Genomic DNA, 14,287 nt, shown 5'->3' on the forward strand with positions numbered 1-14,287 from the left:
CTCGATGATGACGTGCAGGTGAACAGTCTCAGCGGCGGCGGAGCTTGACGGTGCAGTCGCGGCGATTGATCGGCTGACCGTCGCGCATCACCTGTGCTCGGTCGTGCACGCGACTGACCAGCGTCTCCCATTCGTCGTCCGGCAGGTCGAGGCCGGCGATCACCTCGTCCGGGGTCGGAAAGTGAATGTCGGGGTGCGGGTTGTGCTCGCCCGGCGGGAACCCCATGTGTCCCTCGATCAGCAGTACTCCGTGCTGCGCGACCACCGATGCCGCGCTGCGCAGGATCGCGTCCCGCGACAACTCGGTCTTCGAGTGCAGGAACTGGGCCGAGACGAGATCGAACTCACCATCCGGGAACGACTGCCCGAGCTCGTGCTGCTGCCAGTCGATCCGATCGTCGACCCCGGCGTCCTTCGCGTGCTGCGCCGCACGTCCCAGCGCGACCGACGAGATGTCGACCGCGGTCACCGTCCAGCCCTGTTGCGCGAGCCAGATCGCGTCCGCACCTTCGCCGCAGCCGAGGTCGAGTGCGCGACCCGGCGCAAGGTCGGACACCTCGTCGACCAGGACCACGTTCGGCCGGCCGCTCCAGATCTGGTCGTGCTCGGCGTAGAACGAATTCCAGTAGTCCTCGGAGACCTGCTCGGTTGTCATAGGACGATGCTGCGTTGGTACTCCGTCGTCGCGCAAACATGTTTGCCGGGTTGGCAAATCATCCTAGGATCGGGCATTCATCCAACGGACTGGGGGCTTCAAGTGATCGAGGACGGCGAGGAGATTCCGCTGCTCGGCGGCGACGTGACCGAGGGCTTGGTCCGGGTCGGTGACACGGTACGGCGTCCGCCCGGAGAGCGGGCCGAACTCGTCCAGGACGTCCTGCTCTACCTGGAGAAGGCCGGGTTCGAGGGCGCACCACGATTCCTCGGCATCGATTCCGCCGGCCGTCAGGCGCTCACGTACATCGAGGGCGAGGTCGCCGGCCGCCCACGTCCGCCGTGGATCGCCGACGAGGAGCGGATGCTCTCGGTCGCTCGGCTGCTGCGCAGGTACCACGATGCTGTCGAAGGATTCGGGATCCCGACGAACCTGCCGGCGCCGATCGAGCCGCCCGGGCTACCCGACCTCGACGACCCGCCCGAGCTGGTCGGGCATCAGGACGTCACGCCGGAGAACGTGGTCTTCCGCGAAGGACGCGCGTACGCACTCATCGACTTCGACCTGGCCCGGCCGGTCAGCCGGGCTCGTGAGCTTGTGAACCTGATGCTGTGGTGGGCGCCGTTCGGCGAGGACGCCGACCTCGATCCGGAGTTCCGCGGTCTCGACCGCCGGCGCCGCTGCCGCCTCCTCGCCGACGCCTACGGCATGTCGGAACCAGATCGCCGCCGGTTGATGGCGCTCTCGATCGGGCTCAACGAGCGCGCCTGGCACACGATGAAGCACCGCGCCGAAACCCTGGGCGGCGGCTGGCAACGAATGTGGAGCGAGGGAGTCGGCGACCAGATCCAGCACCGCCAAATCTGGCTCGAAGAAAACGCCGACCCCCTCACCACTGCTCTCCTCAACTAGCGGGCGATGGTTACCTCGGAGCCGATTCGGGCGGACTCGTAGATTCCGGACAGCATCCGCGCCATCTCGAGGCCGTGCTCGGCGGTGGCGTCGGCCGGGATCTCGCGGCGGCAGATCTGCAGGAAGTGGTCGATCTGGTTGGCGAACCCGACCTGGAAGTCGAAGCCGAGTGAATCGATCTGCGGCTGCATGTGCAGCAGCGTGTCGTGCCGCTCGGTGATCATCAGCAGCTCGGGCTCGATCTCGGCCCCGCCCTTGGAGCCGTGGATCTTCACGCTCGTCGAGTTCCGTGCGTGCAGCGAGTACGACGTATCCACGTCGAGGACCGCCCCGCCCTCGAAGCGGATCTGCGCGGTCGCGTAGTCCTCGACGTTGTTCACCCGGGTCTCGGACGCGGCCCGGTACCGGGTCAGGTGCTGGATGTTGTCGCGGGCACCGAGCTTCGAGAACGTCGCGCCCGACACCGAAACCGGCGCGGGCATCCCCATCAGGTACCAGCACAGGTCGATGATGTGGACACCCAGATCGATCAGCGGACCACCGCCCGAGACAGCCACGTCACCGAACCAGCCACCGGGGTTGCCGGCAGCCCGGATGATCGTGGCCCGCGCGGCGTAGATGTCGCCGAACTCGCCCTCGTCCAGGAACCGCTTGGTGACCAGGGCGTTCGGAGCGAACCGGCGTACGTAGCCGATCTGCAGCGCCTGCCCGGTCTCCTTGGTCGCCTGGACCAGCGCTTCGGCTTCGGCGACGTTCACGGACATCGGCTTCTCGACCAGGACATCCTTGCCGGCCCGCAGCGCCGCCTCGGCGAACTTGGCGTGCAGGAAGTTCGGCACGCAGATGCTCACCGCGTCGACGCCGTCATCGGCCAGGATCTCGTCGACGACATCAGTCGCCTTCGGTACGCCGAACTTGTCGGCCTGCGCCTTGGCGCGGGTCCGGTCGATGTCGCACACGGCGACCAGTTCCGCCTGCGGATTCTTCTGGTACGACAACAGGTGCTGGGTGGCGATCGAGCCCACCCCGATGACAGCAATTCGGGTCGTCATGTCAGGCGGCTCCCGCCAGTCGAAGGATGTTGTTGAGCGAGCGCTCGATCGCGTCCGGAGTCGACTCCAGGCCTTCGAACTCGAGGCTCACCGGTACGTCGGGCTTGGTGGCGGCCAAGGCCAGCAGGCCGGCCAGGTCGAGGTCTCCATGTCCGGAGATCGTGCCGAGCAGGTAGTCGCCGGCCAGCGTCTTCAGCCAGCCGTCGCCCGCCGACCGGCGGATGTGGAAGTCCTTGACGCCGATGGAGGCCGCGATGTCGATCAGTCCGGCCGCGGTCTTGCCGGGCACCTCGCCGACGCAGAGTCCGTTGCCGAGGTCGAGCGTGACCCGGAAGTTCGGGCGGTCGACGGTGTGCACGAGCCGGGCCAGCCGGTCGCTGCCGTTCATGAAGAAGCCGTGGTTCTCGATCGTCGAAACGATGCCCAGCTCGGCAGCGTGGTCGGCGACCGCACGGCATCCCTCGACTACCTTCGCGAACGTCGTCTCGAACTCGCCCGGGTCCTGTTCACGCCACGACCACGGCGCGACGTCGTGCCGGAAGATGCGAGCCCCGAAGCGGTGCGCGACATCCAACTGCCGACGAAGCCGGTCGATCTCCTGGGAGTCCGCAGTACGCAGGTCACCACTGACCAGGTAGTTCACGATCGGTACGCCGACGTCCTCGGCGTGCTTGGCGGTGTCGCGGACGACGTCCTCGTTCTCGAGGTAGTACTCACCGTCCAGGCCGGCGATCTCGAGATGTCCGGCCGGCGACTTGGCGACCCAGTCCAGGACGGCGATCAGGTCCATCTCGCCGCTCGTCATGAGTCCGCGGAAGCAGTATGAGCTGACTCCTAGCTTCACTTACTGGTCCTCTCTAGATCTTGGGTGAGCTGCGTCCACGGACTCGGGTAGCCGTGGACGCCGAAAATGCGGGTACTGAACCGGTCGAACGCCATGCCGACCGCTCCGAGCACCACTGCCTCACGGCCCAGGGCCGAGGCGACGAACGGTGGGCGCTCGGGGAAAACCAGTTCCTGCTCGACTGCGGCCTCGAGCGGGCGAAGCAGCGCGGCGGTGTCCTCTGCGCGCCCACCACCCCGTACGACGACGACCTCGGGATCGACCACCAGCAGTACGCCGGCGATACGTCCGGCGATCTGCGTACAGAAGTCCTGGACCTCCGCCTGGGCGTTCGTGTCACCGGCGGCGGCCGCTCGCAGTACGTCCTGACTGGTCGAGTGGGAGGTCCAGATCAGTTGGCCGCGTTGCGCATTCCGTGTCCAGCGCATGCCTCGCTGCGCGCCGAGTTCACCGGCTAGGCGGTGACGTCCTTGCCGGATGACTCCGTTCAGGACGATCGAGACGGACAGCCGTTGGCCGATCTGCAGGTAGACGACATCGGAGTACCCGCGTCCGGCGCCGACGCGCTGCTCGGCGAGAGCCGCCAGTTTGATGTCGTTGTCGACAGCAACAGGACGGCCGAGGTCCTGCGACACGATGTCCGCGATCGGCAGGCCGACGAGTTCAGGTAGCGCAAGGCTGGCGCGCAGGTCGCCGTTCGTCTCGATCACACCAGGCAGAGCCACGCCGACCGCGCGCAGGCGATCGAGGTCGATCGAGCTCTCTTTGGCAGCCGTGTGTACTGCGCGCTGGATCAAGGAGACGTCGGGCCGTCGAAGCAGCTCGGTGTACGCGACGCGGCGACCGGACAGGTCGCAGATGATCGCCCGCACGCCGCGCGGGCCGAGGTCAACGCCGGCGACCAGACCGGCCTCCCGAGCAAATCGGAACGCACGGGCGGGCCGGCCGGGACCAGCGGTCGCCGGATCCGTGGGTACGACGAGATTGGCCTCGAGGAGATCGTCGAGCACCGCATGCACCGTGGGTCGCGACAGACCGGTCTCGGCGCTGATGACCCCGACCGTTTGCGCTCCGTCGGTACCGGAAAGGAAGCGTAGACAGGCGACCTGATTCGCCGACCGCTCCGCTTGAGCGGCGACCCCACGCGCAGTGTCCATCGATCCCAACCTGTTATGCAACCGGCTTTATTAAAGACCGTAACAGAATGGCCACACGACTGGCAACGGATAGCGCCGGGCTTGGCAGTCAAGTCGACAGGAGGTGTCCGGCAGCCGGTAGTACACCTGAGCGTGGACGCGGCCGCGCGTACGGCGTATCGCGGGTGTACTAACTGTCGAGCTGCAGATTGCCGGCCCAACCAAGCTCCATCCCCAGTTGCTGTCGCGATCCTGCCCCGCTGTGCCCGAGGTAGTGGCCTCGGGCAACCAACTGGGGGTCAGCGTTGGAGGATTGTGCGTTCGGCTACGGTCCAGGCGGTTGTGGTCAGCAGGTAGAGGCCGGCGGCCAGCGGGAGGAAGGCGGCGCTGAGGAGAGTGCCGTAAGGCAAGAACTGCGCCATCCGACGGGTCAGCGGAGTCGCCGTCTCGTCGAGTTGGCGGCGCGCGAGACGGGCCGAGAACCACGCGACAACGGCCAGCAGTACGGCGAGCACCAGGAACGCCGGCGTACCGCTGAAGATCGGCCAATGCGTGCCGAGCGGAGCACCGAGCAGACTGCCGCTGATCAGATGGTTCGACTCCCCCGCCACCACCGCGCGCGAGAACAGTGTGTACATCAGCCAGAAGAACGGCAGCTGCGCGAGCGTCGGCAGGAACCCGGCGAACAACGAAGTACCAGACTCCGACTGCAGCTTCGCGACCTCACGCTGCAGCCGTTCGGGGTTGCCCCGATGCCGCTCGGTCAGCTGCTTCAGCTGCGGCATCATCGCCGCCCGCGCCTTCAGCCCGCGCTGAGCACGCACGCTCAACGGAACCAGACACAGACGTACTACGACCGTGCACAACACGATCGCGATCACCGCGGCGTACGCGCCGGTGAGCGGTTGGAGGGTGGTGACGAGGGACGTGAGCAAGTGATAGGCACCGGCGACCGGTGCCTCCAGAAAGGAAGGCACAGCAGAACTCCACGAGTGAGAAGGAACAGGTAGCGAGGAAGTCCGCTACCGTCCCGGTGCTCGTGGACGTGGGCGCCCGGCGGCGTCCGGGTCGCGAAGAAGCAGGTACGCCGTACGTCGAGCATTCGCCCGCGTCGCGCTGACACGCGCAGGCAACGGCGAGCCGAGCGGGCTGCGCGCCGACGAGCGCGCGACCAGCAGAAGAGTGAACAGCAAAGCCGCCGCCGTGAACACGGCGGCGGCCAACGATGCTGTGTCGAACACAGGGATCACCAGCGCGAGCACGCCGGCGATCCACTGCGTCATGTCATCAGTCCAGGTAGTCCCGGAGGACCTGCGAACGCGACGGGTGCCGCAGCTTCGACATGGTCTTGGACTCGATCTGGCGGATCCGCTCGCGGGTCACGCCGTACACCTTGCCGATCTCGTCGAGCGTCTTCGGCTGGCCGTCGGTCAGACCGAACCGCATCGAGACCACACCGGCCTCGCGCTCGGACAGCGTGTCGAGGACGGCGTGCAGCTGCTCCTGGAGCAGCGTGAACGACACGGCCTCGGCCGGCACGATCGCCTCGGAGTCCTCGATCAGGTCGCCGAACTCGGAGTCGCCGTCCTCACCGAGCGGAGTGTGCAGCGAGATCGGCTCACGGCCGTACTTCTGCACCTCGATGACCTTCTCCGGGGTCATGTCGAGCTCCTTGGCGAGCTCTTCCGGAGTGGGCTCGCGACCGAGGTCCTGCAGCATCTGCCGCTGGACCCGGGCGAGCTTGTTGATCACCTCGACCATGTGCACCGGGATACGGATGGTGCGGGCCTGGTCGGCCATCGCGCGGGTGATCGCCTGCCGGATCCACCAGGTGGCGTACGTCGAGAACTTGTAGCCCTTGGTGTAGTCGAACTTCTCGACCGCGCGGATCAGACCGAGGTTGCCCTCCTGGATCAGGTCCAGGAACAGCATGCCGCGGCCGGTGTAGCGCTTGGCCAACGACACCACCAGGCGCAGGTTGGCCTCGAGCAGGTGGTTCTTGGCGCGGCGGCCGTCCTCGGAGATCCACTCGTACTCGTCGCGGACCTTCTCCTTCAGCTTGGCGGCCTCGTCCGCGGTCTGCTCCTCGGCGAACAGGCCGGCCTCGATCCGCTTCGCGAGCTCGACCTCCTGCTCGGCGTTCAGCAGCGGAACCTTGCCGATCTGCTTCAGGTAGTCCTTGACCGGGTCCGCGGTGGCGCCGGCCACCATCACCTGCTGCTCGGGCTCGTCGGTCTCGTCGGCCTCGGAGACGATGAAGCCCTGGTCCTCGGTGAGCTCCTTCTCCAGCCCCTTGACCGCCTCGGGCTGGAAGTCGGACTCGTCCACCTCGTCGAGCGCACGCGGCTTCCCGGTCTTCGGGTCGATCGCAAGACCCGCCTCGGACACTGCCTTCTTCGCCGGAGCCTTCTTGGCAGCGGCCTTCTTCGCGGGGATACCGTCCTCCTTGGTGCCGGCGGGCTTCACCGCCGCCTTCTTCACGGCCGCCTTCTTGGCAGCCGGATCGGTCACTCGGGCGCTGGTCCTCGGAGCCGTGCTGCGGGCGGTGGCGGCCACGGCCCGGGCCGGCTCGGCGGGAAGATTCTCGGACGAGCTGGACGACACGAATTACCTCTCGTCTGACGCAGGGTTTGTACGGCGGTACGACGTTGTGTTGCTGAGCTTTTGGGTACTGCGGTTCGCGGCTGCTCGCTGGTCAGGCGGCGGCAACAGTCCATTGTAATCCGCGAACCAAGGCAAAGCGTCGCGCGACCCCCCGAACGGCGCACTCGGACCCCCGCCGGGCGGGCTTTCCCGCGCCGGTAGGGGCCTGAGTTGCTCGGTCTGCCAAGGGTACGTCGTCTGTCGTCCTTCGCTCACCCCGTCGCGGGAAACTGCCTCACCCGTTGCGGGTCTGCCGCAACGGCCGAGCCACCACCCGCTGCCGGACCACCTGCTGTTCCTGCTTGAACTGCCGCACCCGGACCAGCGATGCCACGTCGATCACGTCCGCGACCGACTTGAACGCGCCGTCCTCGCCGTACGGCTCGGACGCCTCGCGCCAGCCGCGCGGCCGGACCTTCAGTTGCTTCCCGAGCAGCGCGACGAAGATCTTCGCCTTCTGCGCGCCGAATCCCGGCAGGGCCGACAGCCTGGCCAGCAGGTCGTCCCCCGACTTCACGTCGGACCACAGGCCCGATGCGTTACCGCCGTAGTGGTCGTCCAGGTGTTTGGCCAGCGTCTGGATTCGGGCCGCCATCGCCGTCGGGAACCGGTGCACGGCCGGCGGACCGGCCACGATCTCCACAAACGCGTCCGGATCGTAATGCGCGACCGTGGACGGATCGAACGGGCCCATCATCCGTTTCGAGATCGCGACCGGGCCCGCGAACGCGCGCTCCATCGGGATCTGCTGGTCCAGCAACATGCCGACCAGCAAGGCGAACGGATCTCTGCTCAGCATCTCGTCGGCGTCGGGCTGTTGTGCGAGGCACAACTTCCTACTGCGAGTCGAAGTCACCTCAGTCCTCCTCCCCATCAGACAACTCAGGCTCGGCCTTGACGGCCAGCACCGGACACGGCGCGTCGAGCAGCACCCGCTGCGCATTGCTGCCGAGGATGAGTTTCCCGACCGGTGACCGGCGTCGCAGCCCGATGACGATGAACTCCGCATGCACCTGCTCGGCGACGGCCACCAGGTCCTCCGCCGGGTCCAGGCCACGCACCAGCTGCCGCACCTCGTAAGGCACACCGGTGGAGTCGAGCTGCTCCCGTACTTCTGTCAACGCGGCGTCACTCGCCGCAGCCTCGTCACTGTCGAAGCTGCGTCCACCCCGGTGCGAGTTCACCACCACCAGCTTGGCGTCCCGTAGTGCCGCTTCCTCTGCTGCTCGCCGAAGAGCCGCACGGCCTTCCGCCTTCGGCACATAACCCACGACGATGGTCGTCATCGCCCTGCCTCACCTCCGGGTGTGTGTCGACCCGTCTCGAACGATACTGCTCCCGACCGCGGTCGGCATCCGCTGCATTTACACCTGTTGTGTCGCGGCGGTGACGGAGGGCTGTCGATGGCCCGAGTAGTACCCGCGGCGGGCCTGCCTAACCTTCCGGTGGCCACACCTTTGCAGGGCTGTCACCCAACGCGCCACCCCTGTAGTCCGGGTCGTTATCGAACTCGTCCAAGAACCTGCCCGTCCCGTTGCCCAAGGCAAGCTCGAACGAGTTCCACCAGAAGGACCGGGGTTCCGCCTCCCCTGTCCTACGTTGTCGCGCGTCCGAACCGGTTCAGTCGACCGGCCATTCGTGTACCGGCGTGTTCTCGTGCATGTGATCGCGGTACCGGCCTAGCATTCCGCGCAACGCGTCCCGCCGACCGTGCGAGCCCTTTGTATACAGGCGGTGGAACTCGTCGGCCTGCCACGACGCGCCGTTACGGCCGGTGAGGCAGCGCTGCTCGATGATTCCGAGCAGCCGGTCCCGCACCGCCACGTCGACGCCCCATGCGTCCAGACCGCGAACCGCCAACGGCAGAAGGCGTCTGAGCACGAGCTCGGTCGCCCGCGCCGTACCGACCCCTGGCCAGAACACCTCGGCGTCGATGCCGTTCCGGGCGGCGTTGTGGAAGTTCTCCTCGGCCGCGCTGAACGACATCTGTGACCAGATCGGCCGTTCGTCGTCGGCCAGCGCCCGTACCAGACCGAAGTAGAAGGCGCCATTGGCGATCGTGTCGACCACTGTCGGGCCTGCCGGCAGGACACGGTTCTCGACGCGCAGATGCGGCTTCTCCCGGACAACGTCGTACACCGGGCGGTTCCAGCGGTAGATCGTCCCGTTGTGCAGCCGCAACTCCGAAAGGGCCGGAGTGTCGCCGCGGTCGAGAACCTCGATCGGATCCTGGTCGGAGGTGACCGGGAGTAGTGCCGGGTAGTAGCGCGAGTTCTCCTCGAACAGGTCGAAGATCGAGGTGATCCACCGTTCACCGAACCAGACCCGCGGCCGGACGCCCTGCGTCTTCAACTCGTGCGTGCGGGTGTCGGCGGCCTGCTCGAACAACGCGATCCGGGTCTCCCGCAGTAACTCCTTGCCGAACAGGAACGGAGAGTTCGCCCCGACCGCGAGTTGTACGCCGGAGATCGCCTGCGCCGCGTTCCAGTACCGCGGGAACGCCTCCGGGGTGACCTGGAGATGGAACTGCGTCGACGTACAGGCGGCCTCCGGGACGATGCTGTCCGCGGTCACCTGCAGGCGTTCGACGCCGTCGATGGAGATCTGCACGTCCTCGCCGCGGGCGGCGAAGATCTGGTCGTTGAGCAACGCGTACCGCGGGTTGGTGCTGAGCGCGTCACGGCGGATGTGTTCGGTCAGCAGCGTCGGCAGGATGCCGATGACCACCATCGACGAGCCGGTCCGGGCCGCCTTCTCCTCGGCCGCGTTCAGGCTGTCGCGGATGCTCGACTCCATCGTGTCCAGGCCGAGTCCGTCGATCTGCCCGGGCGGCACGTTGATCTCGATGTTGAACTGGCCGAGCTCGGTCTGGAACGCGTCGTCCTCGATCGCGCTCAGCACCTCGGAGTTCTTGAACGCCGGGTCGCACTTCTCGTCGACCAGGTTCAGCTCGATCTCGATTCCGGTCATCGGCCGCTCGGGCGCGAACCGGTCCTCGCGCAGCATGCGCGCGAAGGCGTCCAGATTGCGATGGACCTGACCGCGGAAAGCGGTCCGGTCCGCCCGGGTGAACTCGACCCGGTCGACTTCCTCACCCATCAGCGCCTCCCCTGGTGGCTCCCCCGCTACGACATGGCCTCAGTGTGCCTGAAGGTGCCCGGATGTGTACGGCGCAATCGCGTGGTGGACTCAGACCGGGTAAACGATGAAGTGATCGCGCTCGATCCGCACCGGCTCCTCCCCCGCCTCCGCCACCACGGCGGCCAGCTCGGTGAGTACGTCGGGATGCAGCTGCAGCTCGTGCTCGTCCGGGTGCTTCGCCTCGCCCATCTCGTAGTCCCGGCCGGGCTCGGTGGTCAGCTCGATGTGCGCCCCCAGCACCCACTCCACGGGCTTGCCGTCAGCAACAAACTCGGCCAGCCGCGCGACGCTCGCCCGGAACGCGGGCCAGTCGAAGACGTACAGCCGGCCCGGGTACAGCGAGTCGCCGCTGAACAGGACCCGGGTGTTCCGGTCGTACACCGCGATGTGCGAGGCGTGGTGTCCCGGGATCGGCACGATGTCCAGCACCCGCCCGCCCAGGTCGAACTCCACGACTCCCTCCGGCCAGTCGGCGAACCCGAAGTACGCCGCGACCTCTTCGGCCGACTTGCCGACGACGGTGTCGAACTCTGCGTCGCCGCCGACGTGGTCGCCGTGGCTGTGCGTGTGCGCCACGATCAGCTCCTGGCCGGTGAGCAACTCCTCGACCACCGGGCGCAGCTGCGCGTGACCGGTCCCGGTGTCGAGCAGCAGGGCGCGCTCGTCGCCGAGCAGCAGGTAGATGAACGGTCCTTCGAAGTTGGTTCGGAGCGACTGGCGGATGATCGCCGTACGGTCGTCGTACCAGTGGATCTGGTGCTCGGGGCTGGACGGGTCGGTGCCGTCGTCCCACTGCTCAGGAAAGGTCATGCCGCAAATTGTCGGTGATGACAGGGACACTGGGGACGTGCGAGGGGATCCGTCAGTGCTGCATGTCGATCTGGACGCGTTCTTCGCGGCCGTCGAGCAGCGGGACAAGCCGTCGCTGCGGGGCAAGCCCGTGGTCGTCGGCGGCGTCGGCGTCCGCGGAGTCGTGTCCACCGCCTCGTACGAGGCCCGCAAGTACGGCGTACGGTCCGCGATGTCGACCGCGGAAGCGCGATCCCGTTGCCCGCACGCGGCGTACCTGAGTCCGCGCTTCGAGGCGTACCGGGAGAGCAGTCAGGCGGTGATGGCGGAGATGCGGGCGCTGTCGCCTCTCGTCGAGCCGCTGTCGCTCGATGAGGCATTCATCGATCTGACCGCGAGCGGGCTCAGCGGACTGACGGTCGACGACGTGGAGGCGATCGCGGGCGATCTGAAGGCGGCGATCCGGAAGGTGACCGGCGGTCTGACCGCGTCGGTCGGTGCGGGTACGTCGAAATTGATCGCGAAGATCGCCAGCGAGCTCGACAAGCCGGACGGCGTGGTCGTCGTACCGGCCGGGACCGAGGCCGAGTTCCTCGCGCCGATGCAGGTGACCGTGATCCCCGGTGTCGGTCCGGCGACCGCGCAACGGCTCAGCATGGCCGGCGTCCGGACCGTTGCCGATCTGCAGCAACTCGACGAGGACGAGTTGATCCGGCAGGTCGGATCAGCGCACGGGAGCAGCCTGCACCGGCTGGCCGTTGCGGCCGACGACCGGCCGGTGGTGAGCGACCGCGAGACCAAGTCGGTCAGTGTCGAGGACACTTTCGAGATCGACATCATCGACCGGGCCCTGCTGGCGGCGATCGGCGACCGGATGGCCCACCGCGTCTCCGAGCGGCTGCAGAAGGCACAGCTCTCCGGTCGGACCGTCACAGTCAAGACCCGGATGCACGACTTCACCACGCACACTCGTTCATCGACACTGGCCGGTCCGACCGACGACGCCCGGGTGATCGCGCGCGTCGCCCGCCGGCTGCTCGAGGAGAGCGACATCGGCGGCGGCATCCGGTTGCTCGGCGTCGGTGTTTCGTCGCTTGCGGACTGGAACCAGGACGATCTCTTCACCGAGGGCGAGCACGCCGAGAGCCCGGTCGAGGTGATCGAGCTGCCTTCCCGGCCGCGTGACCAGATCGGGTTCCACCCGGGTCAGGACGTCGCGCATCCGGACTACGGCCGCGGCTGGGTCTGGGGCTCGGGCCGCGGCCGGGTGACGGTTCGGTTCGAGACCGCGGACACGCCGGCAGGCCCGGTGCGGACCTTCGCCGTGGACGACCCGGGCCTGACAAAAGTGCAGATCACCGGTGCGGATGCAGACGCCGAACCCAAAACTGACCACAATGGGCCGAATGAATGAGGAACGGCGGGGGGTCTACCCGTTCTGTGCGCCGTGTACGGCGTCGTCGGAGGCGTGGGGGTTCACCGCGACCACCGGCCCGATGGGTAGCCGGTTCTACGGGCACCATGACGTTTGCGAGAATTGCGGGTCCTCGGTGCGCACGCTCTACAGCACCGTCCTGTGGGTGCCGGTGGCGAAGGTCGGCCAGTTCCGGATCGTCCCGACCGGCCGTCGTTCGTACGTCGGCCGCAAGGTAGTCGATCCGCCCGTGCAGGCCGTCGCACGGCGGGAGCCGGTGTCGGCGATCGTTGACCATCCGGAGCTCGAGGGCACCTCGGAGTACAGGCAGGCCGAGGCTTTCTGGGCGGACAGCGAGCCGGGACGGGCGTTGCCGTTCTACCAGTCGGCGCTGAGCGAGCGGGAGAAGGTGCTGGCGGCCGACGACCCGGCGACGTTGCGGGTGCGGCTGCGGGTGGCTCAGGGGTTGCTGGCGACGGCGAACTACGGGCGCGCGATCGCCTGGTTCGAGTTGGTCACGCCGCAGCTGACTGAGGTGTTCGGGCCGCATCATGCGCTGACTCGAGCGGCGGCCGAGGCGATCACCGGTGCGCGGTTGATGGTCGGCGGGCCGCGCTCTGAGGCCCAGCTGCTCGCGGACATCGTTGCCGCTGACGAGGAAAGTCTCGGTGCCGGGGAGGCGCAGTTGTTGCGCGATCGGGCAGCGTTGGGGAACGCGTTGCTCGCGTGCGGCGAGATCTCGGAGGCGCTCGAAGCGCTAACCCTCGTGATCCGTCACGCGACGCCGGGGCATCCGGACACTGCGATCTATCGCGCGGCGCTGGTGGAGGCGTGCAAGGTCGCCGAGGCGCGTGGGAAGAAGCGCGAGGTGCAGCTCGCCGAGGCCGCGCGTCAGGTCCTTACCGGCGAAGGCGCACCGACAAGCACGTGACGCACCCCTCGAGCTTCTCGAACTCACTGATGTCCACGACGACCGGCGTGTAGCCGAGCTCGGCGAACAACTCCGCCGACCTCGGCGCGGACCCCGCCATCAGGAGGCGATCGGCGCCGAGCAGTACGACGTGCGCGCCGGACTCCTCCGGCACGGGCCGGAAGCTGTCGAACGCCTCGCTGTCGTCGACGAGCGGCTCGTACCCGATCACTGTCCCGTCGGGCAGCGCCGTCACGGCCGACTTGAGATGCAGCACCTTCTGCACCGGCACCGCGCGCACGTCGGCGCTTTTGAACGCCTCACGCAGTTGCTCGATGCCCGCTGCATTCGTCCGTCCGCCTTGGCCGACGTAGATCGTCGAGCCGATCTTGAGCACGTCGCCGCCGTCCAGCGTCCCGGGTTCGGTGATGCGGACGATCCGGTAGCCCTGGGCCGCGACAGTCTCCTCGGCTGCGGCCGCCTCGGGTCGTCGCTCGTCCGCCCCAGCTCGGGCGATCACGGCAACGTCGCCGTACACCACCATCGTGTCCTCGACGAACACGCTGTCCGGACACTCGTCGATCGCCGGCACCTCGACCGTCGTCCACCCGGTCCCGTGCAGCGCGTCCACGTACTCCTGCCACTGCTGCAAGGCGAGCTCGACGTCGACTGGTTGCCGCTCGATGTGCGTGACGAGGCCCTCGGCCAGGCGTGGACTCGGGCGGCGGATCAGGGCTGTCGGCATGGGCGCAGGTTATCGGGGTACCGGCAGGCATCAACGAGAGGAGACA

At 67.6% G+C, this 14,287-nt stretch carries 15 protein-coding genes; 3 read left to right on the plus strand and 12 right to left on the minus strand.

The window, feature by feature from the left end; translation table 11 throughout:
• Positions 1 to 28: 28 nt before the first annotated feature.
• Entirely contained in the window at positions 29 to 655 is a 627-nt protein-coding gene (locus tag EV650_RS06725) for a class I SAM-dependent methyltransferase (RefSeq protein ID WP_134116419.1), read from the minus strand.
• A gap of 102 nt (positions 656 to 757) precedes the next feature.
• Between EV650_RS06725 and EV650_RS06730 the strand changes: the two genes are divergently transcribed.
• Complete coding sequence (locus EV650_RS06730) at positions 758 to 1,567, plus strand: phosphotransferase (RefSeq protein WP_134116421.1); 810 nt, start codon at positions 758 to 760, stop codon at positions 1,565 to 1,567.
• Here the strand turns inward: EV650_RS06730 and EV650_RS06735 are convergent.
• The 10 genes from EV650_RS06735 to EV650_RS06780 all read right to left on the minus strand — a co-directional run bounded on the left by EV650_RS06735 (position 1,564) and on the right by EV650_RS06780 (position 11,193).
• On the minus strand, positions 1,564 to 2,619 hold the full coding sequence (locus EV650_RS06735; protein WP_134116423.1) for a Gfo/Idh/MocA family protein: 1,056 nt from the start codon (positions 2,617 to 2,619) through the stop codon (positions 1,564 to 1,566). The two genes, EV650_RS06730 and EV650_RS06735, sit on opposite strands and share 4 nt — an antisense overlap.
• 1 nt (position 2,620) lies before the next feature.
• On the minus strand, positions 2,621 to 3,463 hold the full coding sequence (locus tag EV650_RS06740) for a sugar phosphate isomerase/epimerase family protein (protein WP_134116425.1): 843 nt from the start codon (positions 3,461 to 3,463) through the stop codon (positions 2,621 to 2,623).
• On the minus strand, positions 3,460 to 4,620 hold the full coding sequence (locus tag EV650_RS06745) for an ROK family transcriptional regulator (RefSeq protein WP_134116427.1): 1,161 nt from the start codon (positions 4,618 to 4,620) through the stop codon (positions 3,460 to 3,462). Before EV650_RS06745 ends, EV650_RS06740 begins: the two co-directional genes overlap by 4 nt.
• A gap of 278 nt (positions 4,621 to 4,898) precedes the next feature.
• Entirely contained in the window at positions 4,899 to 5,576 is a 678-nt protein-coding gene (locus tag EV650_RS06750; RefSeq protein WP_134116429.1) for a YidC/Oxa1 family membrane protein insertase, read from the minus strand.
• A 45-nt stretch (positions 5,577 to 5,621) separates the two neighbouring features.
• Positions 5,622 to 5,882, minus strand: coding sequence for a DUF6412 domain-containing protein (locus EV650_RS06755; protein WP_134116431.1), 261 nt, complete (start codon positions 5,880 to 5,882; stop codon positions 5,622 to 5,624).
• 4 nt (positions 5,883 to 5,886) lie between these two features.
• Positions 5,887 to 7,203: an RNA polymerase sigma factor gene (locus EV650_RS06760; RefSeq protein WP_134116434.1), complete on the minus strand. Its 1,317-nt coding sequence runs from the start codon at positions 7,201 to 7,203 to the stop codon at positions 5,887 to 5,889.
• Positions 7,204 to 7,477: 274 nt separating this feature from the next.
• Positions 7,478 to 8,098, minus strand: coding sequence for an HhH-GPD-type base excision DNA repair protein (locus tag EV650_RS06765; protein WP_134116436.1), 621 nt, complete (start codon positions 8,096 to 8,098; stop codon positions 7,478 to 7,480).
• 1 nt (position 8,099) lies between these two features.
• Positions 8,100 to 8,528, minus strand: a complete 429-nt coding sequence (locus EV650_RS06770; RefSeq protein WP_134116438.1) for a universal stress protein — start codon at positions 8,526 to 8,528, stop codon at positions 8,100 to 8,102.
• Positions 8,529 to 8,862: 334 nt separating this feature from the next.
• Complete coding sequence (locus EV650_RS06775) at positions 8,863 to 10,341, minus strand: glutamate-cysteine ligase family protein (RefSeq protein ID WP_134116440.1); 1,479 nt, start codon at positions 10,339 to 10,341, stop codon at positions 8,863 to 8,865.
• Between the two features lie 90 nt (positions 10,342 to 10,431).
• The gene (locus EV650_RS06780) at positions 10,432 to 11,193 is read right to left on the minus strand and encodes an MBL fold metallo-hydrolase (protein WP_134116442.1); all 762 of its coding nucleotides are present in this window, start codon (positions 11,191 to 11,193) and stop codon (positions 10,432 to 10,434) included.
• Between the two features lie 37 nt (positions 11,194 to 11,230).
• Between EV650_RS06780 and EV650_RS06785 the strand changes: the two genes are divergently transcribed.
• Positions 11,231 to 12,586 carry a DNA polymerase IV gene (locus EV650_RS06785; protein WP_134116444.1) on the plus strand — a complete coding sequence of 452 codons (1,356 nt, stop codon included), beginning with the start codon at positions 11,231 to 11,233 and terminating at the stop codon, positions 12,584 to 12,586.
• Positions 12,579 to 13,517, plus strand: a complete 939-nt coding sequence (locus EV650_RS06790; protein ID WP_134116446.1) for a tetratricopeptide repeat-containing protein — start codon at positions 12,579 to 12,581, stop codon at positions 13,515 to 13,517. Before EV650_RS06785 ends, EV650_RS06790 begins: the two co-directional genes overlap by 8 nt.
• Here the strand turns inward: EV650_RS06790 and ddaH are convergent.
• Complete coding sequence (ddaH, locus tag EV650_RS06795) at positions 13,486 to 14,241, minus strand: dimethylargininase (RefSeq protein WP_134116448.1); 756 nt, start codon at positions 14,239 to 14,241, stop codon at positions 13,486 to 13,488. The two genes, EV650_RS06790 and ddaH, sit on opposite strands and share 32 nt — an antisense overlap.
• Between the last annotated feature and the right edge of the window lie 46 nt (positions 14,242 to 14,287).

It is taken from the genome of Kribbella kalugense (genome assembly GCF_004365875.1).
GTDB classification, from domain to species: Bacteria; Actinomycetota; Actinomycetes; order Propionibacteriales; family Kribbellaceae; genus Kribbella; species Kribbella kalugense.